Here is a 16475-nt window from a genome sequence, read left to right as displayed (position 1 = left end):
ACCAGGCTGGCGGAGATCTCGCCGTGCTTATGCCGTGGGGCAAAAACGGCTTTTATCCGGAGCATGATCAATAGCATCCTGGCCTGACAGCAGTCTGAAATGGGGCCGGAAGCAGATGGTCCGGTTCTGGAACGAAAGGCAGAAAGCTGCCCTTGACCTTGACTCGGCTGTTCCGTTCTGCGTTCCGGCGCGTCTCAAAAGCAGAGGGAGCCGGGATCCAATAATGCGTTGACCGCTTGGCGCTTGCTTGCACGTCGCGAATGACGGATCATCCGCACACCAGCAGCACCCATCTGCGCAAGACGGTCGCATCGCCAAGTGCCTGGCGACATGACGTTGTCGGCAACCTGACGATCGCCGCTCTGACTTCAAGCTCGAGCGCGAGATCGCGCTGAGGATTGTCGGTTAGCAAGCCTGGTTGGTGTCTGGTTTATTCCAGTTGTCGCCGGCACAAACCGCTTTGTACAGTAAACGGAATAGTAAAAAAATGCTGACACACAGCCTCGGTTTCTATACGACCTAATTCTGTTGATGAGGAGGGAAATATGCCTGCAGGTGATCCTAACTTCTGTGCAACTTATACCGCCGATCCGGATGTCGATAAATGGATTGAAGAGGGAAACGAGGAGTTCTACGTCCGATACAAAAATTGGTTGGATGCCGGTTCCCCCAAAGAAATCGATTCTATGACGTACTTTTTCGAAGACAACAAAGAATCGAAGAAGAAACTTGAAGCAGGTGAGTCTCCCAAGACCAACGGTGGCGTTCGCCAATCTGACTGCAAGGCTTTCAATGATTTCGTCGCTGGCTACGTGCCGATTGTGTTAGATCGCGCGGCGCTGGCACGAGCGGACCTTCATGCGATAAGATCTTCTGACAAGGATTTGTTGCAATTTCGGGCAGCTCTTTTCAGCTACTTCATAGGCGATAAGCTAAGTAATGATGAGAAGCGAACCATAAACGGAACACTTTTTGTCCAAGTGGACATTAAGCCGATTGACGCTGGTGGAGGTGAGGCGGACAAGAGACTTTACGCAATTCCGGGGAACGCACTTGTCGGATTCGACCGGAATCTCGGCGACAAAAGGTGGAAGTATGTCGATGAGCAAATTACGAAAGCGCTAGATTCGATACGTGGCAATGTCATCAACATTTCCGGTGCCGTTCAGCTTCGGCTTGGAGGGGAAAAAACGGTGCCGATTTATGAACCGGTCACAATTGGCGACGGCATGGTTATCATGGGCCGCAACTAGCGGTCTCGTGAAGCGGTGGTCCGCAAACAAACCCTTGGGCGAGAGAATTGCGCTGCGGAACGAGTCCTTTGTTCTTCATCAGCAGCCGTCCTCCGTGGTTCCGCGACCCTCAGTCCGGCATTAGCTGCATGCTGGGAATTGATGCCGGAGGCCGGCATTACCAGGGTGGCAGACATAACTGGATTGGACGAGATTGGACTCTGCGTTACGTCAGTTGTTCGCCCAAATTCATGGGCCCTTACAGTTTCATCTGGAAAGGGCTCGACGATTTCACAGGCGTGTATCTCTGGACTGATGGAAGGGTTGGAGATTTTCCATGCAGAGCAATTTGCAGACTGGATTCCGTTTGGCGAGCTTCCCCGTGATTGCGTAGTTCCCGATCTATCAGATCTCCCGCACATAGATGACAAAGAAGCCCCTAAGGCAGCAAAGCCATGGCTGCGTATGGCGACAGGGTTAGAGTTGATCTCAGGCGAAACCGCAGCCGTCCCGTTCGGGCTGGTGCACACTGATTTCAGAAGCGAGACGTTGCAGAAAAATGACGGCTTTGTGGTCTGCAGCAACGGGCTTGGCGGGGGTAGCTGCTACAAAGATGCGGCAACGCATGCATTGTGCGAGGTCATCGAGGGTGATGCCATCGCTCTCTTCAAGGCATCGCAGCCGGGCAGCTTTGGAAGGGTCGATTGGAGGACCATCGAAGACGACGAATCCCAGAACCAATATGCGAGGTGTAGGAGCCTTGGCATTGCCGTCACAGCTTGGGACATAACTACTGAGATTGGCGTGCCTTGCTACTATTGTCGTTTGGTCGAGCGTGAAAGGGGGCCTGTAGGCATCCCCGTCGCCACGGATGGAGCAGGTTGCCATCCACTACCCGCCATAGCTCTCCGGCGTGCATTGTTTGAGGCCATTCAAACCCGCGTTCTTTTGATTTCGGGGGCGCGCGACGACCTGAGACCACGCCATTATTCCGCCAAAGCGCCGAACGACGCGGGGACCGCAGAGATACGGCTTCGCGATTCAGAGTGCTCAGACCGAACAACGTCAGGACTGCTGAACTGGCTGGTCAGTCGCCTAGTTGTGGCTGGTTTTCGACAAGCCATTGTTGTTGATCTAAAGAGTCGCTCCTCGCACCTTTCGTTTGTTAGGGTAGTAGTGCCTGGCTTGGAAACCTATCCGCATGCCGTGGGATACACAAAGGGCCGACGCGCAAAAGCGGCTAAGCTCTCGCAATGAAACCTGTCCTATTTGTTGGGCCCACGTTGAGATCGGTTCCCAGGGGCGCTTCATTTGATTGGCGCCCACCAGCACAACGCGGAGACATTTACCGTGCCGCAGCGGCCGGCACGCGTATGATTGGCCTTATTGACGGTTGCTTCAGGACTGTTCCGTCTGTCCTACACAAAGAGATTCTTTGGGCGTTGAACCGCGGATGTGCTGTTTTTGGCGCCGCAAGCATGGGCGCAATCCGGGCCGCAGAACTCTATCCATGCGGGATGATCGGAATTGGAGCGATCTTTCACGACTTTGTTAGCGGGCGAATAACGCGGGATGATGAGGTTGCAATTGAACACGGCCCCGCGGAGCTTGGCTTCCCACAAACCTCGGAGGCCCTAATCAACATACGATACACCTTGAGAGAAGCCGTCGCTCTCAACAAGATCGCGACGCGAGCAGCCCGTGAAATCGAAGAAATCGCTTCATCAACATTTTATGCGCGCAGAAATCTTGCTGACGCGATCGATGCTTACAACGTGCGCTGCGCACCAGATGGTCTAATCAACACCGAAGTGACCAATTGGTTCTCGCAAAACCGAGTCGACCAGAAAAAGCGAGACGCCCTTGAGTTACTAGCTGCAATGAACCAATACTTAGAAACAGGGCAGTCGCCCAAAAATCAGCTATTTGAGTTCGAGGAAACGATTTTCTTCGCCGAATTTCGGGCCGCAATGGATAATCCGATCATCCGCGATTTCACATAGGGACTCTCTAAGCAGTCACATTGCATGTCCCATTGCGCCTTGCTGCAACTTCGCCTGGCAAGCTTCCGACAAGGCGACGTAGCGAGGGTGATCTCGGACCGGTGCGAGATCGAGATCCTTCGGGATCCATAAGGCAAACTCTTTGGGCATCCTTGGAACACACGCTTCCAACAAATCTATAGATTTATCTATCTCTCCTATTTGCGCCAAGGCGCACGCGAGATTGTATTGGTCCGTTGCGTCATCGGGATCGATAATCAAGGCCCTCTCAATCCATTCGCCTGCGCGCTCTCTTTCACCTAGACGGGCTAGAGCTAAGGCCCCGTGCGCAAGGGAATTCGCGTTGTCAGGACGCGCGGCTACCGCCTTTTCGATTCTCTCTAACGCGCGGTATGTGGCGGTAGTCGACTCCTCGTGTCGACCCAGTGATTTCAGGGCTAAGGCCATCAAATTGAGTGTGGTATAATCTGTATCGAGCAGGCCAGATGCCAGTTCGAGGTGCTGTATAGCTTCTACATTCATGTCACACTCGGAACACGTGGTTCCGAAATTCTGATGCACATCAAATGAGTGAGAGTCTAACCTAAGAGATTCCCGGTGTGAGACAAGTGCTTCTTCAAACTCTCCTCTTTCAGCTAGGATGCGCCCCATGGCAGCGTGGGCCTCCGCCGAAGTTGGGTCTAGCTCCAGAGCCCTCTTCGCTGCTTCAAATCCAGAATCGGAAGTCCTGCCGCTAAAATTTAGGTAACAAAGGCATAGGGCTGATAACGCCCATGCGCGGGCGTAGTTTGGATCCAGTCCTATTGCTTTCTTGCATGCGCGCAGCGCGATCTCGTAGTTGCGCGCACCGCGGATTTCGAAGTAGCGACGGCCCATCAGGTAAAGTCGATATGCTTCGGTGTCGAGAGTGGAGCGTGTTACGATCGCCTCGCGTTCCTCGGGAAGCAGACGAACTTTCAGCGCAGCAACAATCGCGCTTGATAGTTCGTCTTGCAGAGCAAACACGTCGCTGAAATTGCGGTCGTAGCGCTCCGCCCAAACATGAGTGTCCTTCACCGCGTCGATAAGCTGAGCACTTAGGCGCACACGGCCACCAGACTTGCGGACGCTCCCTTCGAGCACGTATGCGACCTGAAGCTCCTGAGCGATCCGATTGACCTTAATCTTGCGTCCCTTGAACGAGTACGCCGTACTCCTAGAAAGCACCTTTAAGGCGGAAATTCTAGATAAATCCGTAATAATATCGTCCGTAATGCCGTCGCTGAAATATTCTTGTTCTGGATCGCCGCTAATATTTGCAAACGGCAAAACAGCTATTGATAGACCGACTTTCTTGGGTTGATTCTCATTTCTGCTGGCATCCGAGGAACGGCCACCCGACACGCTATACATGTGCAGCGCGCGCGTAATATTTTTGAGCGAACGCTCGCCCAAATCTTCGAACTGGAAATTACCTTTTCCGTGGACTTGTCCAAATACCATTTCGGAAATGACGATGCCGCCGGGATCCGCCTCGTGCTCCAGCCTAGCGGCTATGTTGACACCCTCACCGTATATGTCGTCGCCCTGCGCGATGACCTCGCCAATATTGATTCCCATGCGGTAGAGGACTTGCTTTTCCGGGGCCACGTTGTTGTTCGCCGTGGCCATGGCCCCTTGCAGCTCCAGGGCACACTCTACCGCGCTAACAGCACTATGAAATTCCAATAGAATACCGTCGCCCATTAGCTTGACGACCCGACCATTGTGCGCAGCTACCAATGGTTCAAGAATTTCGCTTTGACGCGTCCTGAGAGCGGCGAACGTGGCGGCTTCACTTGCCTCCATAAGCCGACTGTATCCAACCACATCAGCGAAAAGAACGGCGGCGAGACGACGCTCCAACATATCCTCCGGTCGACCATAGGTAGCGATCGACAACAACTGAGTCTACCGTTTTGATTCGCTTCCCTACCAACCTGCGCTGGGTAGCTACTAACTAGCGTCCGCTTTCAGGCAGTGGCAAAGCTGGCCGCAACGGCAAAGTTCAGGCGCAAAGCCGCCATCGGCTCTATCTCGATCCAGACTAGTAGTCTGGGCTCCTGCAGCGTCGTGCGATGGTGACCATCGAAATGGCAGCCGCTCCTCGCCTGCCCATTGGCGTGATCCAGGGTCCGTAAGGCATTTCCCTAATTGAGGCTCCTCGTCAGGTCATTCACCTCAACCTGTAGGGCCAACGAGGCGGACCGCCGACTCGCTCCCGGCAGCCGGGTCCGACATATTGATACCGGTGCTTCAGTGAGCCGATCAAGTTTGCAAAGCGGCTTCCGACGTCCCGACCTCCTTTACAAGCGCCTGCAGTTCTCCCGGAGCGAGAGACAGAAAGTTCGAAGACCTTCCAAGAACCCCAGTCGACCGCGAATTGTGGAACCGTCGACTACCGCTTGGGCCGCGCCGGAAAAACCGCCCTTTCCCTTGCGAATTGACTGTGTGCAAGTTGGCCAGGGCGTCAGCGAATGCGACTTCCTTCTTCATCGAAGACACGGACGCGCGTCGGCTGGAAGCGCAGCGGGATCGTCTCGCCGAAGCGCGGCTGATCCTCGCGGCGTTCGGCAACCACCGTCTCGCCGCTCGGCAGCGCGCCGTGTACGTAAGAGGTCGAGCCCAACCGCTCGGTGACGTCGACGGCAAGCGAGAGCTCGACGCCCTGCTTCTCGTCGAGATGCTCCGGCCGGATGCCCAGCGTGACCACGCGGCCATTCTCCAGCCTGCTCTTCAGGTGCGATATGTCCACCCTCGCCTCGCCGACTGTCAGCGACTTGCCATCATCGACGACCGTGGCCTTGAGGAAATTCATGCGCGGCGTGCCGATGAAGCCGGCGACGAAGGCATTGTCGGGATCGTCATAGAGCGACAGCGGCGTGCCGGTCTGCTCGATCTTGCCGGCCTTCAGGACGACGATCTTGTCGGCAAGCGTCAGCGCCTCGGTCTGGTCATGCGTGACATAGACCATCGTGCGGCGGATCGACTGGTGCAGGCGTTTGATCTCGGCGCGAAGCTCGGTGCGAAGTGCCGCGTCGAGGTTCGACAACGGCTCGTCGAACAGGAAGAGGCGCGGGTCGCGCACCAGCGCCCGGCCGATGGCGACGCGCTGCCGCTGGCCGCCGGAAAGCTCGCGCGGCAGACGCGACATGAGCGGCTCGATCTGGAGCAGGCGCGCGACGCCGGCGACCTTCTCGTCCGAGATCCTGCGGTCGAGACCGCGCATCTTTAAGGGAAAGGCGACATTCTGCGCCACCGTCATGGTCGGATAGAGCGCGTAGGACTGGAACACCATTGCGACGTCACGGTCCCGTGCCGGCAGGTTGGTGACGTTGCGGTCGCCGATGACGATGGTGCCGGAGTCGATCGGATTGAGGCCGGCCACCGCATGTAGCAGCGTCGACTTCCCGCAGCCGGATGGGCCGAGCAGCACGACGAAGGACCCCTCCTCCACCTCGACCGAGACGTCGTCCAGCACCTGGACCGCGCCGTAAGACTTCGAGACCGACCGTATCGAGAGTTGCGCCATCTGAAGTTCAGCCTTTCACGCTGCCGAGCGTCATGCCGCGCACGACCTGCCCCTGCACCAGGATGCCGAGCACGATCATCGGCAGCATGATGAGGGTGGCGGCAGCGGTCAGCGCGCCCCACTGTATGCCCTGGAATGTCAGGAACGAGGTTATCGAGACCGGCAGCGTCTGGGTGTCACGGCCGGTCAGCACAAGCGCCACGAAGAACTCGTTCCAGGTGAACAGCACGCACAGGATCAGCGTGGCGATGATGCCGCCGCGCGCGGCCGGCAGATAGACGTGCCAGAAGATCGAAAACTCGCGCGCGCCGTCGACACGCGCGGCATCGCGCAGCTCCTTCGGAATGTCGTCGAAGAAGGTGATGAGCAGCGAGATGGCGAAGGGCACGTTGACGAAGGCATAGGCGGCCACCAGCAGCCAGTGCTTGTTCAGCGCGCCGATGCGGGTCGCCAGATAGTACATCGGAATGACGAAGAGCAGCGCCGGCGCGATGCGCAGGCTGAGGATGAATTTTTCCCGCGCGCGACGCAGCTCCGCCGGCTGCTGCGCCAGCCCATAAGCCGCGACCGAGCCAACGGCGACGGCGAGCGCGCTGGACAGGATCGAGACGATGAAGGAATTGGCAAAGGCGCTGAGGAAACCACGATTGGCGAAGACCGTCCGGTAATTGTCCAGCGTCGGGCTGAACAGCCAGGCGGGCGGAATGGCGAAGGCATCGCGCGTCGTCTTGAAGGAGGTGACGACGACCCAGTAGAGCGGGAACAGCACCGCAAGCAGAAGCAGGACCAGCCCGACATAGAACAGCACGCGCCTGGCCATCATCGGTCCCCCGTCTTCGGGAAGAGCACGCTGTACATGGTCAGCAGCGCGACATTGGTGAACACCGTCAGGATGACGGCGATCGCGAGCGCATAGGAGATGTCGAAATTGGTGAAGGCGACGATGTAGCCGTAATAGTTCAGCGTCTCGGTCGACAGCGCCGGCCCGCCGCGAGTCATGATGTAGAAGAGGTCGAAGGCTTTGATGCTGTCGATCGCCCGGATCAGCGCGACGATGGCGAGTGCGCGGCGCAGCATGGGCAGGAGCACATACCAGGTGACCTGCCATTCGCGCGCGCCGTCGACGCGGGCGGCGTTGAGCGGATCGGTGGGCGCCGATTCAAGGGCCGCCATCACCAGGAGGATGACGAAGGGCGTCCATTGCCAGATATCGGCGATCAGCACCGAGAACAGCGCGATCTGCGGGCTGCCCAGCCAGTCGACCTGGGAGATGCCCACCAGTGACAGAAGATAGTTGGCCATGCCGGTGGCGGGGTCGAAGAGGAAGCGCCAGGTGAGCCCAACAACCACCGGCGTCATGATGATCGGAACAAGCAGCAGGGTGCGCACCAGCCGTTTCATGGCGAAGTCGCGGTCGAGGAAGAGCACGACAGCGAGGCCGAGCGCGATCTCGATCACCGTCGCCAGAGCGGTGAACTGCACTGTGCGCCAGAGCGCGGCCAAGGCGCGCGGATCACCGAGGAAGCGGATGTAGTTGTCGAGCCCGACGAATTTCTCCCGCCCTGCCCGCATCAGCGACAGATCGTGCAGCGATATCCAGATGACGAACAACGTCAACGCCACCGACGCCACCGTCAGGCAGACGATGATCGGTTGGAAGAAATGTCTTGTGGGATCGGACGCTGGAGCCACGGGTCTCATCGGATCAACCTGAGAATCTCACCCTGCCGCGCACAGGGAGCGCACGCGGCAGGGCACGCCTCTCGACCTTAGCGGGCGAGTGCGGCGTTGTTGGCTTCGTCGGCTTCCTTCAAGGCGTCGGCGGCGCTCGCGGTTCCGGCGAGCGCCTTGGAGACGGCGATGCCGGTGTTGTTGATGATCTCGTTCGCCTTCTCGACCGTCGGCAAATATTGCGGATTGCCGGCGTTGATGGCCGCGATCATGCCTTCCTTGAAAGCGCCATAGCGCTTGCCGAAGCTGTCGCTGTTGAGCGCCGAGAGCGAGGTCACGCCGGAGTTGGGATCGGTCTCGATCGACTTCAGCTGCTGTTCCTTGGCGGTCGCCCAGGCGGCGAAGAGCGCTGCCGCTTCCTGGTTTTTCGATTCGGCCGAGACATACATCGAATGCACGGCGAGCGAGGACGAGCCGCCCTTTGGCGAGGTCGACTTCATCGGCACCGGCACGTAACCGACCTTGCCGACCACCGTCGAGACGGCCGGGTCCTCGTTATAGGCGCCGTTGACGGTGGCATCGAGCGTGATCGCCGCCTTGCCCTGCTGGAAGAGCAGCCGGTTCTCTTCCCAGCCGAAATTGGCGACGCCGACCGGGCCGTAATCCTTTAGAACCTTGGTGAAGGCGACGAGCGCGGCGACGCCTTCGGGTGTGGCCAGAGCCGACTTGCCGTCCGCGCCAAGGAACGACCCGCCGAAGCCCCACAGATAGGCCGCCCAGACATAGACGCCCTGGATGCCCTGCTGGCCGCGCATGGTGATGCCGGCGACCTGCTTGTTGGTCTTTTCCGAGATGGTTTTCGCCGCGTTCTCGATGTCCTCGAAGGTCTTGGGCGCCGCCAATCCATATTGCTCGAACAGGTCCTTGCGATACATGACGAAAGTGCTCTCGCCATAGACCGGCAAGCCGTAGACCTTGCCGTCGAGAACGTTGGTGTTGAAATAGCCCGGCACGAAATCGGCCTTGTCGAAATTCTCCTTGTGCTTGGCCAGGAAATCGTCGAGCGGCACGATGTAGCCGGACTTCACGAAACCCGGCAGGTAGATGATGTTGTTCTGGACGACGTCGTAGCGGCCGGACTTGGACGAGAATTCCAGCAGCTCCTTGGCGGTAATATCGGCCTCGGGTACCACTTCGATCGCGACATCGATGCCGGTCTTCTCCTTGAACTCCGGCAACATCTTCTGGATGGCTTCGGTGGTCGGGTGGCCTTCGAGCAGCACCGAGATCTGCACGCCATTGAAAGGCTTGTCGTCGGCCGAGGCCGGCGCGGCCATGGCGAGCGCGGCGGCGGCCGCGCCGAGCATCAGTAGATTGCGTCTGTTCAGCATGTTTTCGTCTCCCATTCTTGGGCCGTCTGGCCTCGTTGCAACAGCGCCGTCGGTTTATTGAGCTCAACCGAGGCGCACGATTTCGCCGCTCTGCGCCGACTGCATCATGGCAAGGGTGAGCTCGAGCGAACGAAGGGCTTCCCGTCCGGTGGCGATCGGCATCGCCGCGCCGTCCAGCCAGGCGATCAGGCTGTTGAGCTGGCGCGCGAGGTCGCCGTCGAAGCGGCCGTTGATGAGGGGCCAGTGCTGGGTGTCGATCTCGCGCGACGCTTCATTGCTGGCGAAATAGAGTCCGCTGTCGCCGCATTGGACCTCGAAGGATCCATCGGTGCCGATGAGTTCCATGCGCGCGTCGATCATGTGGCGCGCGCCGGATGGCAGCGACCAGGCGCTCTCGAAATTGACGACGGTGCCACCGGAAAAGCGCACGATGGCCGCGAGGCTGTCCTGCGTGCCCGAGGCGCCGAGCAGCTTGTCGGTCTGCTGCGCGTAGACCGACACCGGCTGCTGGCCCTCCAGCATCCACAGCACCATGTCGACGTCGTGGACGGTGACATGCAGCGCCAACGGCAGCTTGCCGCCATAGCGCTTCGGACCTTCGGTGCGAGCGCTGTTGCGGCGGGTGTAAATGTGGATCGGCTCGCCGATCCGGCCAGTGGTCATCAGTTCCTTGGCGGCGGCGTAGCGCGGGTCGAACCGCAGCAGGTAGCCGACGCCGAGCTTGACCTTGGCCGCCTCGCAGGCGGCGATGATTGCCTTGGCGTCCTCGACCTTGGAGGAGATGGGCTTCTCGACGAAAACGTTGATGCCGGCTTGGGCAACGGCGACGGCCGGTGCCAGATGCAGATTGTCAGGCGTGCAGATCGAGACAAGGTCGAGATCGCGTTCGCCCGACAGCAACGCCTGGTGGCTGTCATAGACCTTGCAGCCCGGCGCCTTCGCCGCCACCGCCTCGGCCAGCACGCGGTTGGGGTCGACGATGGCCGCGAGCTCCGCGCCCACCATGCCGGCAAAGATGCCTGCATGCATGGAGCCCATGAAGCCTGCGCCGATGACGGCGACGCGGCGACGCTTGGTCATGTCGGATTCCTTTTCAGTTGCGGATGGACGCTCCAGGCGGCCACCTCGTGGGCGAAGCGGCGGGTGATAGCATCGGGCCGCGTGATGGCGCCGCCGACGACGATGAAGCGGGCGCCGAGCTCGAAACAGCGGACGGCCTCGTCTGGCGTCCAGATGCGGCCCTCGGCGACGAAAGGCAGGCCAGCGCGAGCAAATTCCTCCATCAGCGCGAAGGCGGGGCCGCGCTGGTCGCTGGAATAGTCGGTGTAGCCGGCCATGGTGGTGCTGATGAGGTCAGCGCCGGCGTCGAGCGCGCGCTTGCCTTCATCGAGCGTGGCGACATCGCCCATGGAGAGCCGCCCCCTCGCCGCGATGCTGGCGAACATCGCCTTCGACGCGGCCGGACGCGGCCGGCTGGTGGCGTCGATCGCGACGATATCGGCGCCGGCCTCGATGACGGCGGCGACGTCGTCGAGCGTCGGCGTGATGTAGACCTCGGTGTCGTCACGCTTGACCTTGATGAGGCCGATCAGCGGCACCTCGACCGCGGCGCGGACGGCGTCGATGTTGGCCGCGCCTTCGATGCGCACGCCAGTGGCGCCGCCCAACACGACGGAGCGCGCCATCGCGGCGATGTGGTCGGCAGCGTCGAGCGGCAGGCCGGACTCGGCTTGGCACGACACGACCAGCGTTCCATCGAGTGTGGCGAGCAAATCGCCCTGCTTGGCCTGCACCGGGGCATCTCCTGGAAGAGCACTACCCCTCCAACCAAGCGCAGATAAAAGTTTTTGTCAATAAGTTATGTTCGATGAAAATTTCCGTCATCACTCTTCGAACGCGCCAGCATCGCCGCGCCAAGCAGGCCGGCATCGGCGCCCGCACGCGCGGCGACAATGGGACGCCGGTAGACGCGCGGCAGGTCGAGCGAGCGCGCCTGAAGCGCCTCGATGAAGCCGTTGGCGAGGCCGACGCCGCCGCCGACGGCAACGCAGTCGACATCGACCGAGGCCGTCAGGTCGGCAAATGCGTGGACCAGCGCGACGACCGCGCCGGCGATGATTTCCGCGGCAATGCCGTCGCCTTGTTCCGCCGCTGCGAACAACTCTGGCGTCGCAACCTTGCGGCCAAGACGCGCGCTGCCCGCCCGCGCCAGGGCCGTACCTGAGGCGACCGTTTCCAGGCAACCACGCCGGCCGCAGCCGCACAGGATGCCGCCGCGTTCGGAGCGCGTATGCCCGACATGGCCGGCAAGCCCGGTGGCGCCGCTTTCCAGCCGACCGCCTATCACCAATCCGCAGCCGATGCCGGTGGAGACGGTGAAGAAGGCGAAGTTGCGAAAACCCTTGCCGGCGCCAATCGTGAATTCGGCCCAGGCTGCGGCCTGGGCGTCGTTGACGACCAGTGGCGGCGTGCCGAAGGCGCGCTCAATCGCCGAGGCAATCGGATAGCCGTCCTCGATCGGCAGGGTTTCGGGGTTCAGCGCCGTCAACGCGCCGTTGCGAACGATGCCGGTGGTAGCGACGGCGACGGCACCAAAACCGCTTTTCGGCGCAAGCTCGGCGATGGCTGCTACTAAGTCGTCGCCCATGCCGGTGCGCGGCGTCGCCGCCTGCCGGCGATTGGCGATCCTGTCGCCGCTCAGTTCGGCTGTCGCTATCTTGGTCCCGCCGATATCGATGGCGAGCACCGGCAAATCAGAAGCTGCGGTCACTCACGACCTCCGCCGTGCGGCTGAGCTCGACCAGCCGCTTCGGATCCTGCCTGGTCATCTCGGTCACCAGCGCATCGACGATGAGCAGCTGGCTGATCTTCGAGGGGAAGGCGCCGCCGGTGAGCGGCGTCTCCGGCCAGGAGGCGATCAGCGCCAGGTCGCAGGCGGCGATCAACGGGCTCTTCGAGCGGTTGGAGATGCCGATGACGAAGGCGCCTTTGGAGCGGGCGAGTTCGGCCACGCGCACGGCATCGATCGTCGAGCCGGAGCTCGAGATCACCACCTGCACCGTTCCAGGCTGCGCCGTTCCCGCCGCCATGACCGCCAGATGCGCGTCGCCCAGCGCGCGGCTGAACTTGCCGATGCGGGTCATCTTGTAGGCAAGATATTGCGCCGTGACTGCGGAAGCGGCGATGCCGAAACACTCGACCGTGGTCGCGCCCAGCAGCTTGCGCGAGGCGGTGCCGATATCTTCCCGGACGATCAGCTGCTCGGTTTCGCGAAGCGAGGTGATCGCGGTTTCCACCAGCCGCTGGATCTCGTCGGAAGGCAGGCCATTGTCCCTCGACCGCTCGTCGGTCGCGAGCTCCTTCGCCAGCGCCAGCTTGAAGTCCTGGAAACCGGAAAAGCCCTGATCGCGGCAGAAGCGCATAACGCTCGCCTCCGACGATCCGGATGCTTCGGCAAGCTCGGTTATGCTCTGGCGCAAGGTGGCGTCGGGCTGCGCCAGCACCGTCTCGGCGACGCGCGCCAGCGCCGGCGTCATATCGCCCGCCGCCGCTCTCAGCGAGGCTATCAGCGCATGTGTCATGAAGTCCCCTCAAAGGTTCTCGGTGCGAGCATGATCTTATCCAAAAATCGTCCTCACTCTTGGGATCATGCTCAAAAATGCTCCGCTACCCACGGCGGCGGTCCCGCAAACAGCTGGTCACAGCGGCGTATGCCAGCCGAGTCGCCGGCCACGAGGCCATACCGCGCGAGTTTCGAGGCGCTGCGAAAGCCCGTGAAGAGCTGGACGAAGGCCGGCGCATGCACGCACACGACCGGGTCGGACGCAACACCCCCCTCGCCCACCTCGGCGGCGCCTTCGCGAACATCGATTGCGAGTGACTTATCGCCGATCCGCAGCGCGAGCTTTGCCTGGTCGACATGGTAGCCGCGCTGGCGCAAGGCCGCTGCTGGATCGAGCGCGCGCAGCAACCACTCCTCCTGATGAGCCAGCCGCCAGCCCTTATCCGGCATCGCCGCCACCAAATCGTCCTGCGGGGCGCCATGCCAGCGCACAGCCGGGTACACCGAGCGGAAGCGGGCAAGAAAGGAAAGCAACCCCTGCACCGCATCGGGCGAAGCGGCAAACCAGTCCCGCACCTTCAGACAGGTTTTGTCGCCCATGTCGAGTATCAGATAGGCGGCCTCGCCTTCGGCAAGATAGGCCGCGAGAGCGTCGGTCGGCGCGCGCCGCAACTCGTTCCAGTGCGCGGCGCCGCGATCAAGCAACCCGGATTCGGCAAGTGTCTTTGCAACATAGGCTCCGGCCAGGCGCGGATCGTCGAGCTCGACGCGATCGAAGGCGAGCCGGCTTGCCGAAGGGAGTGCCACCGTCGCCGCCTCGTAGACGATCTCGTGGCCTGCAAGCTCGAAACCGGCCTTGCGGTAGACCGGCCGAGTCGAGGCAAAGAGGGTGGCGATCGCGGCGCCGTTGCTCTTCGCCTCGTCGCAAAGGGCATCTACAAAAGGCACGGCTAGTCCCTGTCCACGCCGTTCCGGCGCGATCGCCACATGCACGATGTTGGCCGCCTGCACGGGCTTGCCGTGGAAGATATGCGCCGTCTGCAGCAGACCCGCGCACACTACCGGACGGCCGCCCTCGCCGCGAATGAGCCGCAGCGTTTCGAGCCCGATGTTGGAGATGTATTCGTGCGAACGTCCCGTGCTGAAACCGAAGGCCCAACTTAGCAAGCTGGCGATGTCGACGACATCCTTGGTCGTCGCCATGTCGAGTGTGAAGTTTTTTTTCATATCTCATCCAGCTATGACGCTTTTCATCATAGCGGGAAAATGAGGACACGCAATGGGGGCTGCTCAACCTCGACAAATTTTGCGTCGGCACCGCTTTAGCGATGGGCTGCAAGGCGTTGAGGTAGTTATTTCAGTCGCTCGATTTTGGCTTGGTCGTCTCCGCTCTTAGGACGCATCATGATTGGGGGCCGCGACCGGCATGAGACGCAAAGCAGCTATTCGGAGAAGATAAATGCAGTCGTCGAGTGGACCGCATCAGCTCGTTGAATCAACTTTGGCGAACTGCCTTCGTAACCAATTGAGTAACAACGATTTTGTTATTCGCTGAGGGTCATCAGGTTGACGACGCCTCTTGTGATCCAGTCACGATCAGCTCCATGCAAAATATCAAGGACTTTGCCGTGAAGAGCCGCATTGGCTGCTGCGACGATGCAACCACCGCGCTCCGCGGGGTCCCCGTCCCAGCCGGTGACCGTTCCGCCGGCCTTCTCGATTATCGGGATGAGGGCGACGTGCCGTCAGGGGAAGAAAGTCGTGAGCTGCCATTGCGACACCGACGATCGAGCCGAACGCCGCCCTTCAGACCAGAAACACCCATCGATGAGACCGCTCCGGTGTGCTCACTACGCTGGATCGAGGAAGCTTTTGGCGGCCGTAACCTACCGCGTCGGCAAGTGGCGTTCTGCTCGAAGCAACGCCCCGCTCCCCCAGGCATGCGTGTTCGCTTCACCGATGAGAGCCTTGCGAGTGACGCCTAGCGACTTGCTTCCAATCCGCCCTGCAGAAGTCGCCAATCGGACTTCCAAGGCAACATCAATCTAGCGAAACTCGTCCGAGGCAGCCCCACCCGACAGCCAGGTGAAGGCGACGACGCCGCTGAACCGGTATTCCTCTGTACGTTCGAAGTGCTGTGCTCCAGTCTTCCGGAACACGGGTTTGCCATTAGGGGGTCGGAACAAGAATTGTTCCCGCAAACACGATAAGATCGAACGAAGCACGAACGCGCGTGATTGATCTGAAGACTAAGCTGCCGGCCATTTACGGAGCGATCTATGACGGTGCGGATGTGGTGATGCTATCGGCAGAGTCTGCAACCGGAGCTTATCCGGTGGAAACTGTCGAAATGATGAGCCGCATCATCGAGAAGACGGAGAGGCACAAGCATTACAGGCTGATAGTGGAGGCGACCGAGCTGGAAGTCGCACAGAGCCCTCCTCATGCGGTTCCTTCCGCCACAGCTGGAGTAGCAGCCGCACTCAAGGCGCCAGCGATTGTCGCATATACCGCCAGCGGGACGACGGCATCAAGAATCTCGCGGGCGCGCCCTCCCGTACCGATTCTCGCATGTCAGCTCAGCTCTATTGGGGTGTCGTCAGCCTGCGATCCGAGGACATCGCTGATTACGAGAACTCGATCGAGCGGGCGGAGCAGGCCGCGCTCGATGCGGGACTGGCGAGACGATGTGAGTACATCGTCGTCGGCTTCCCTTCGCCCAACCGGGTAGCACCAACAATCTCCGCGTTGCGCAAATCGGCACTCGCTAGAGGTTTCGGGATCAGAGGAATGAGAGCGGCATGCGCGTGCTGGCGATGTGCTCGGGCGGCAACAGCAGCTATCTGTGCTGGCAGGAGTCAAGATTGAAGGCGGGCTAAGTCGTCTTTCAAGCGGCCGGAATGGGGCCAACTGCAGAATGACAGCGTCCGGCCCCCCAAATGCCATAGCCATTCGGCCTGGGCTGCACCGCCCTCCTCTGAATCAGCGTCGCGCGTTGTACTTGGCGTCGACCTGATCGATGGCGGCGACATTGCCGGCCGACCGCCCCTTTGGATCGAACGTCTC

At 60.5% G+C, this 16475-nt stretch carries 14 protein-coding genes and 1 pseudogene; 4 read left to right on the top strand and 11 right to left on the bottom strand.

Going from position 1 to position 16475, the window contains the following annotated elements; all coding sequences use genetic code 11:
* The first annotated feature begins 545 nt into the window (after positions 1-545).
* Genes CK215_RS30000 through CK215_RS29990 form a run of 3 tightly spaced genes read left to right on the top strand, consistent with a single transcriptional unit; the run spans position 546 to position 3235 of the window.
* Positions 546-1253: a hypothetical protein gene (locus tag CK215_RS30000; RefSeq protein ID WP_095833085.1), complete on the top strand. Its 708-nt coding sequence runs from the start codon at positions 546-548 to the stop codon at positions 1251-1253.
* A gap of 15 nt (positions 1254-1268) precedes the next feature.
* Positions 1269-2489, top strand: coding sequence for a YcaO-like family protein (locus CK215_RS29995; protein WP_095833084.1), 1221 nt, complete (start codon positions 1269-1271; stop codon positions 2487-2489).
* Positions 2486-3235 carry a TfuA-like protein gene (locus CK215_RS29990; RefSeq protein WP_095833083.1) on the top strand — a complete coding sequence of 250 codons (750 nt, stop codon included), beginning with the start codon at positions 2486-2488 and terminating at the stop codon, positions 3233-3235. Before CK215_RS29995 ends, CK215_RS29990 begins: the two co-directional genes overlap by 4 nt.
* A 15-nt stretch (positions 3236-3250) precedes the next feature.
* Here the strand turns inward: CK215_RS29990 and CK215_RS29985 are convergent, their stop codons facing one another.
* The 11 genes and pseudogenes from CK215_RS29985 to CK215_RS29935 all read right to left on the bottom strand — a co-directional run.
* On the bottom strand, positions 3251-5155 hold the full coding sequence (locus tag CK215_RS29985) for a tetratricopeptide repeat protein (protein WP_141245591.1): 1905 nt from the start codon (positions 5153-5155) through the stop codon (positions 3251-3253).
* A gap of 568 nt (positions 5156-5723) precedes the next feature.
* A complete protein-coding gene (locus tag CK215_RS29980; protein WP_095833081.1) occupies positions 5724-6785 on the bottom strand; it encodes an ABC transporter ATP-binding protein in 1062 nt (353 codons plus the stop codon).
* Between the two features lie 7 nt (positions 6786-6792).
* On the bottom strand, positions 6793-7608 hold the full coding sequence (locus CK215_RS29975) for a carbohydrate ABC transporter permease (RefSeq protein ID WP_245418872.1): 816 nt from the start codon (positions 7606-7608) through the stop codon (positions 6793-6795).
* On the bottom strand, positions 7605-8486 hold the full coding sequence (locus tag CK215_RS29970) for a sugar ABC transporter permease (protein ID WP_095833080.1): 882 nt from the start codon (positions 8484-8486) through the stop codon (positions 7605-7607). The genes CK215_RS29975 and CK215_RS29970 overlap by 4 nt, the downstream gene beginning before the upstream one ends.
* A 68-nt stretch (positions 8487-8554) precedes the next feature.
* A complete protein-coding gene (locus CK215_RS29965) occupies positions 8555-9847 on the bottom strand; it encodes a sugar ABC transporter substrate-binding protein (protein WP_095833086.1) in 1293 nt (430 codons plus the stop codon).
* A 63-nt stretch (positions 9848-9910) separates the two neighbouring features.
* Entirely contained in the window at positions 9911-10927 is a 1017-nt protein-coding gene (locus tag CK215_RS29960) for a Gfo/Idh/MocA family oxidoreductase (protein WP_095833079.1), read from the bottom strand.
* On the bottom strand, positions 10924-11640 hold the full coding sequence (locus CK215_RS29955; RefSeq protein ID WP_095833078.1) for an N-acetylmannosamine-6-phosphate 2-epimerase: 717 nt from the start codon (positions 11638-11640) through the stop codon (positions 10924-10926). The genes CK215_RS29960 and CK215_RS29955 overlap by 4 nt, the downstream gene beginning before the upstream one ends.
* A gap of 65 nt (positions 11641-11705) precedes the next feature.
* Entirely contained in the window at positions 11706-12617 is a 912-nt protein-coding gene (locus tag CK215_RS29950) for an N-acetylmannosamine kinase (RefSeq protein ID WP_095833077.1), read from the bottom strand.
* The gene (locus CK215_RS29945; protein WP_082953693.1) at positions 12601-13428 is read right to left on the bottom strand and encodes a MurR/RpiR family transcriptional regulator; all 828 of its coding nucleotides are present in this window, start codon (positions 13426-13428) and stop codon (positions 12601-12603) included. Before CK215_RS29945 ends, CK215_RS29950 begins: the two co-directional genes overlap by 17 nt.
* Before the next feature lie 71 nt (positions 13429-13499).
* Positions 13500-14636 (bottom strand): GNAT family N-acetyltransferase, encoded by a 1137-nt coding sequence (locus tag CK215_RS29940; RefSeq protein ID WP_095833076.1) that lies wholly within the window; start codon positions 14634-14636, stop codon positions 13500-13502.
* Between the two features lie 317 nt (positions 14637-14953).
* Positions 14954-15145 (bottom strand): annotated as a pseudogene (locus CK215_RS29935) (hypothetical protein); the annotation flags it as partial.
* Between the two features lie 563 nt (positions 15146-15708).
* On the opposite strand from CK215_RS29935, the gene CK215_RS29930 reads away from it, so the two are divergent.
* The gene (locus CK215_RS29930; RefSeq protein ID WP_348628622.1) at positions 15709-16140 is read left to right on the top strand and encodes a pyruvate kinase alpha/beta domain-containing protein; all 432 of its coding nucleotides are present in this window, start codon (positions 15709-15711) and stop codon (positions 16138-16140) included.
* Positions 16141-16475 lie beyond the last annotated feature (335 nt).

Origin of the sequence: Mesorhizobium sp. WSM3864 (assembly GCF_002294955.1) — a bacterium.
In the GTDB taxonomy this organism is placed as follows: Bacteria; Pseudomonadota; Alphaproteobacteria; order Rhizobiales; family Rhizobiaceae; genus Mesorhizobium.
Note: the sequence above shows the minus strand (reverse complement) of the source record. Positions and strands in the feature narration are given on the sequence as shown.

What these genes read in the sequence shown, in the direction of transcription:
- CK215_RS30000 (WP_095833085.1), top strand. Translation starts at nt 546, where the DNA reads ATGCCTGCAGGTGATCCTAACTTCTGTGCAACTTATACCGCCGATCCG.
- CK215_RS29990 (WP_095833083.1), top strand. Translation starts at nt 2,486, where the DNA reads ATGAAACCTGTCCTATTTGTTGGGCCCACGTTGAGATCGGTTCCCAGG.
- CK215_RS29980 (WP_095833081.1), bottom strand. Translation starts at nt 6,785, where the DNA reads ATGGCGCAACTCTCGATACGGTCGGTCTCGAAGTCTTACGGCGCGGTC.
- CK215_RS29975 (WP_245418872.1), bottom strand. Translation starts at nt 7,608, where the DNA reads ATGATGGCCAGGCGCGTGCTGTTCTATGTCGGGCTGGTCCTGCTTCTG.
- CK215_RS29970 (WP_095833080.1), bottom strand. Translation starts at nt 8,486, where the DNA reads ATGAGACCCGTGGCTCCAGCGTCCGATCCCACAAGACATTTCTTCCAA.
- CK215_RS29965 (WP_095833086.1), bottom strand. Translation starts at nt 9,847, where the DNA reads ATGCTGAACAGACGCAATCTACTGATGCTCGGCGCGGCCGCCGCCGCG.
- CK215_RS29960 (WP_095833079.1), bottom strand. Translation starts at nt 10,927, where the DNA reads ATGACCAAGCGTCGCCGCGTCGCCGTCATCGGCGCAGGCTTCATGGGC.
- CK215_RS29945 (WP_082953693.1), bottom strand. Translation starts at nt 13,428, where the DNA reads ATGACACATGCGCTGATAGCCTCGCTGAGAGCGGCGGCGGGCGATATG.
- CK215_RS29940 (WP_095833076.1), bottom strand. Translation starts at nt 14,636, where the DNA reads ATGAAAAAAAACTTCACACTCGACATGGCGACGACCAAGGATGTCGTC.
- CK215_RS29930 (WP_348628622.1), top strand. Translation starts at nt 15,709, where the DNA reads ATGCTATCGGCAGAGTCTGCAACCGGAGCTTATCCGGTGGAAACTGTC.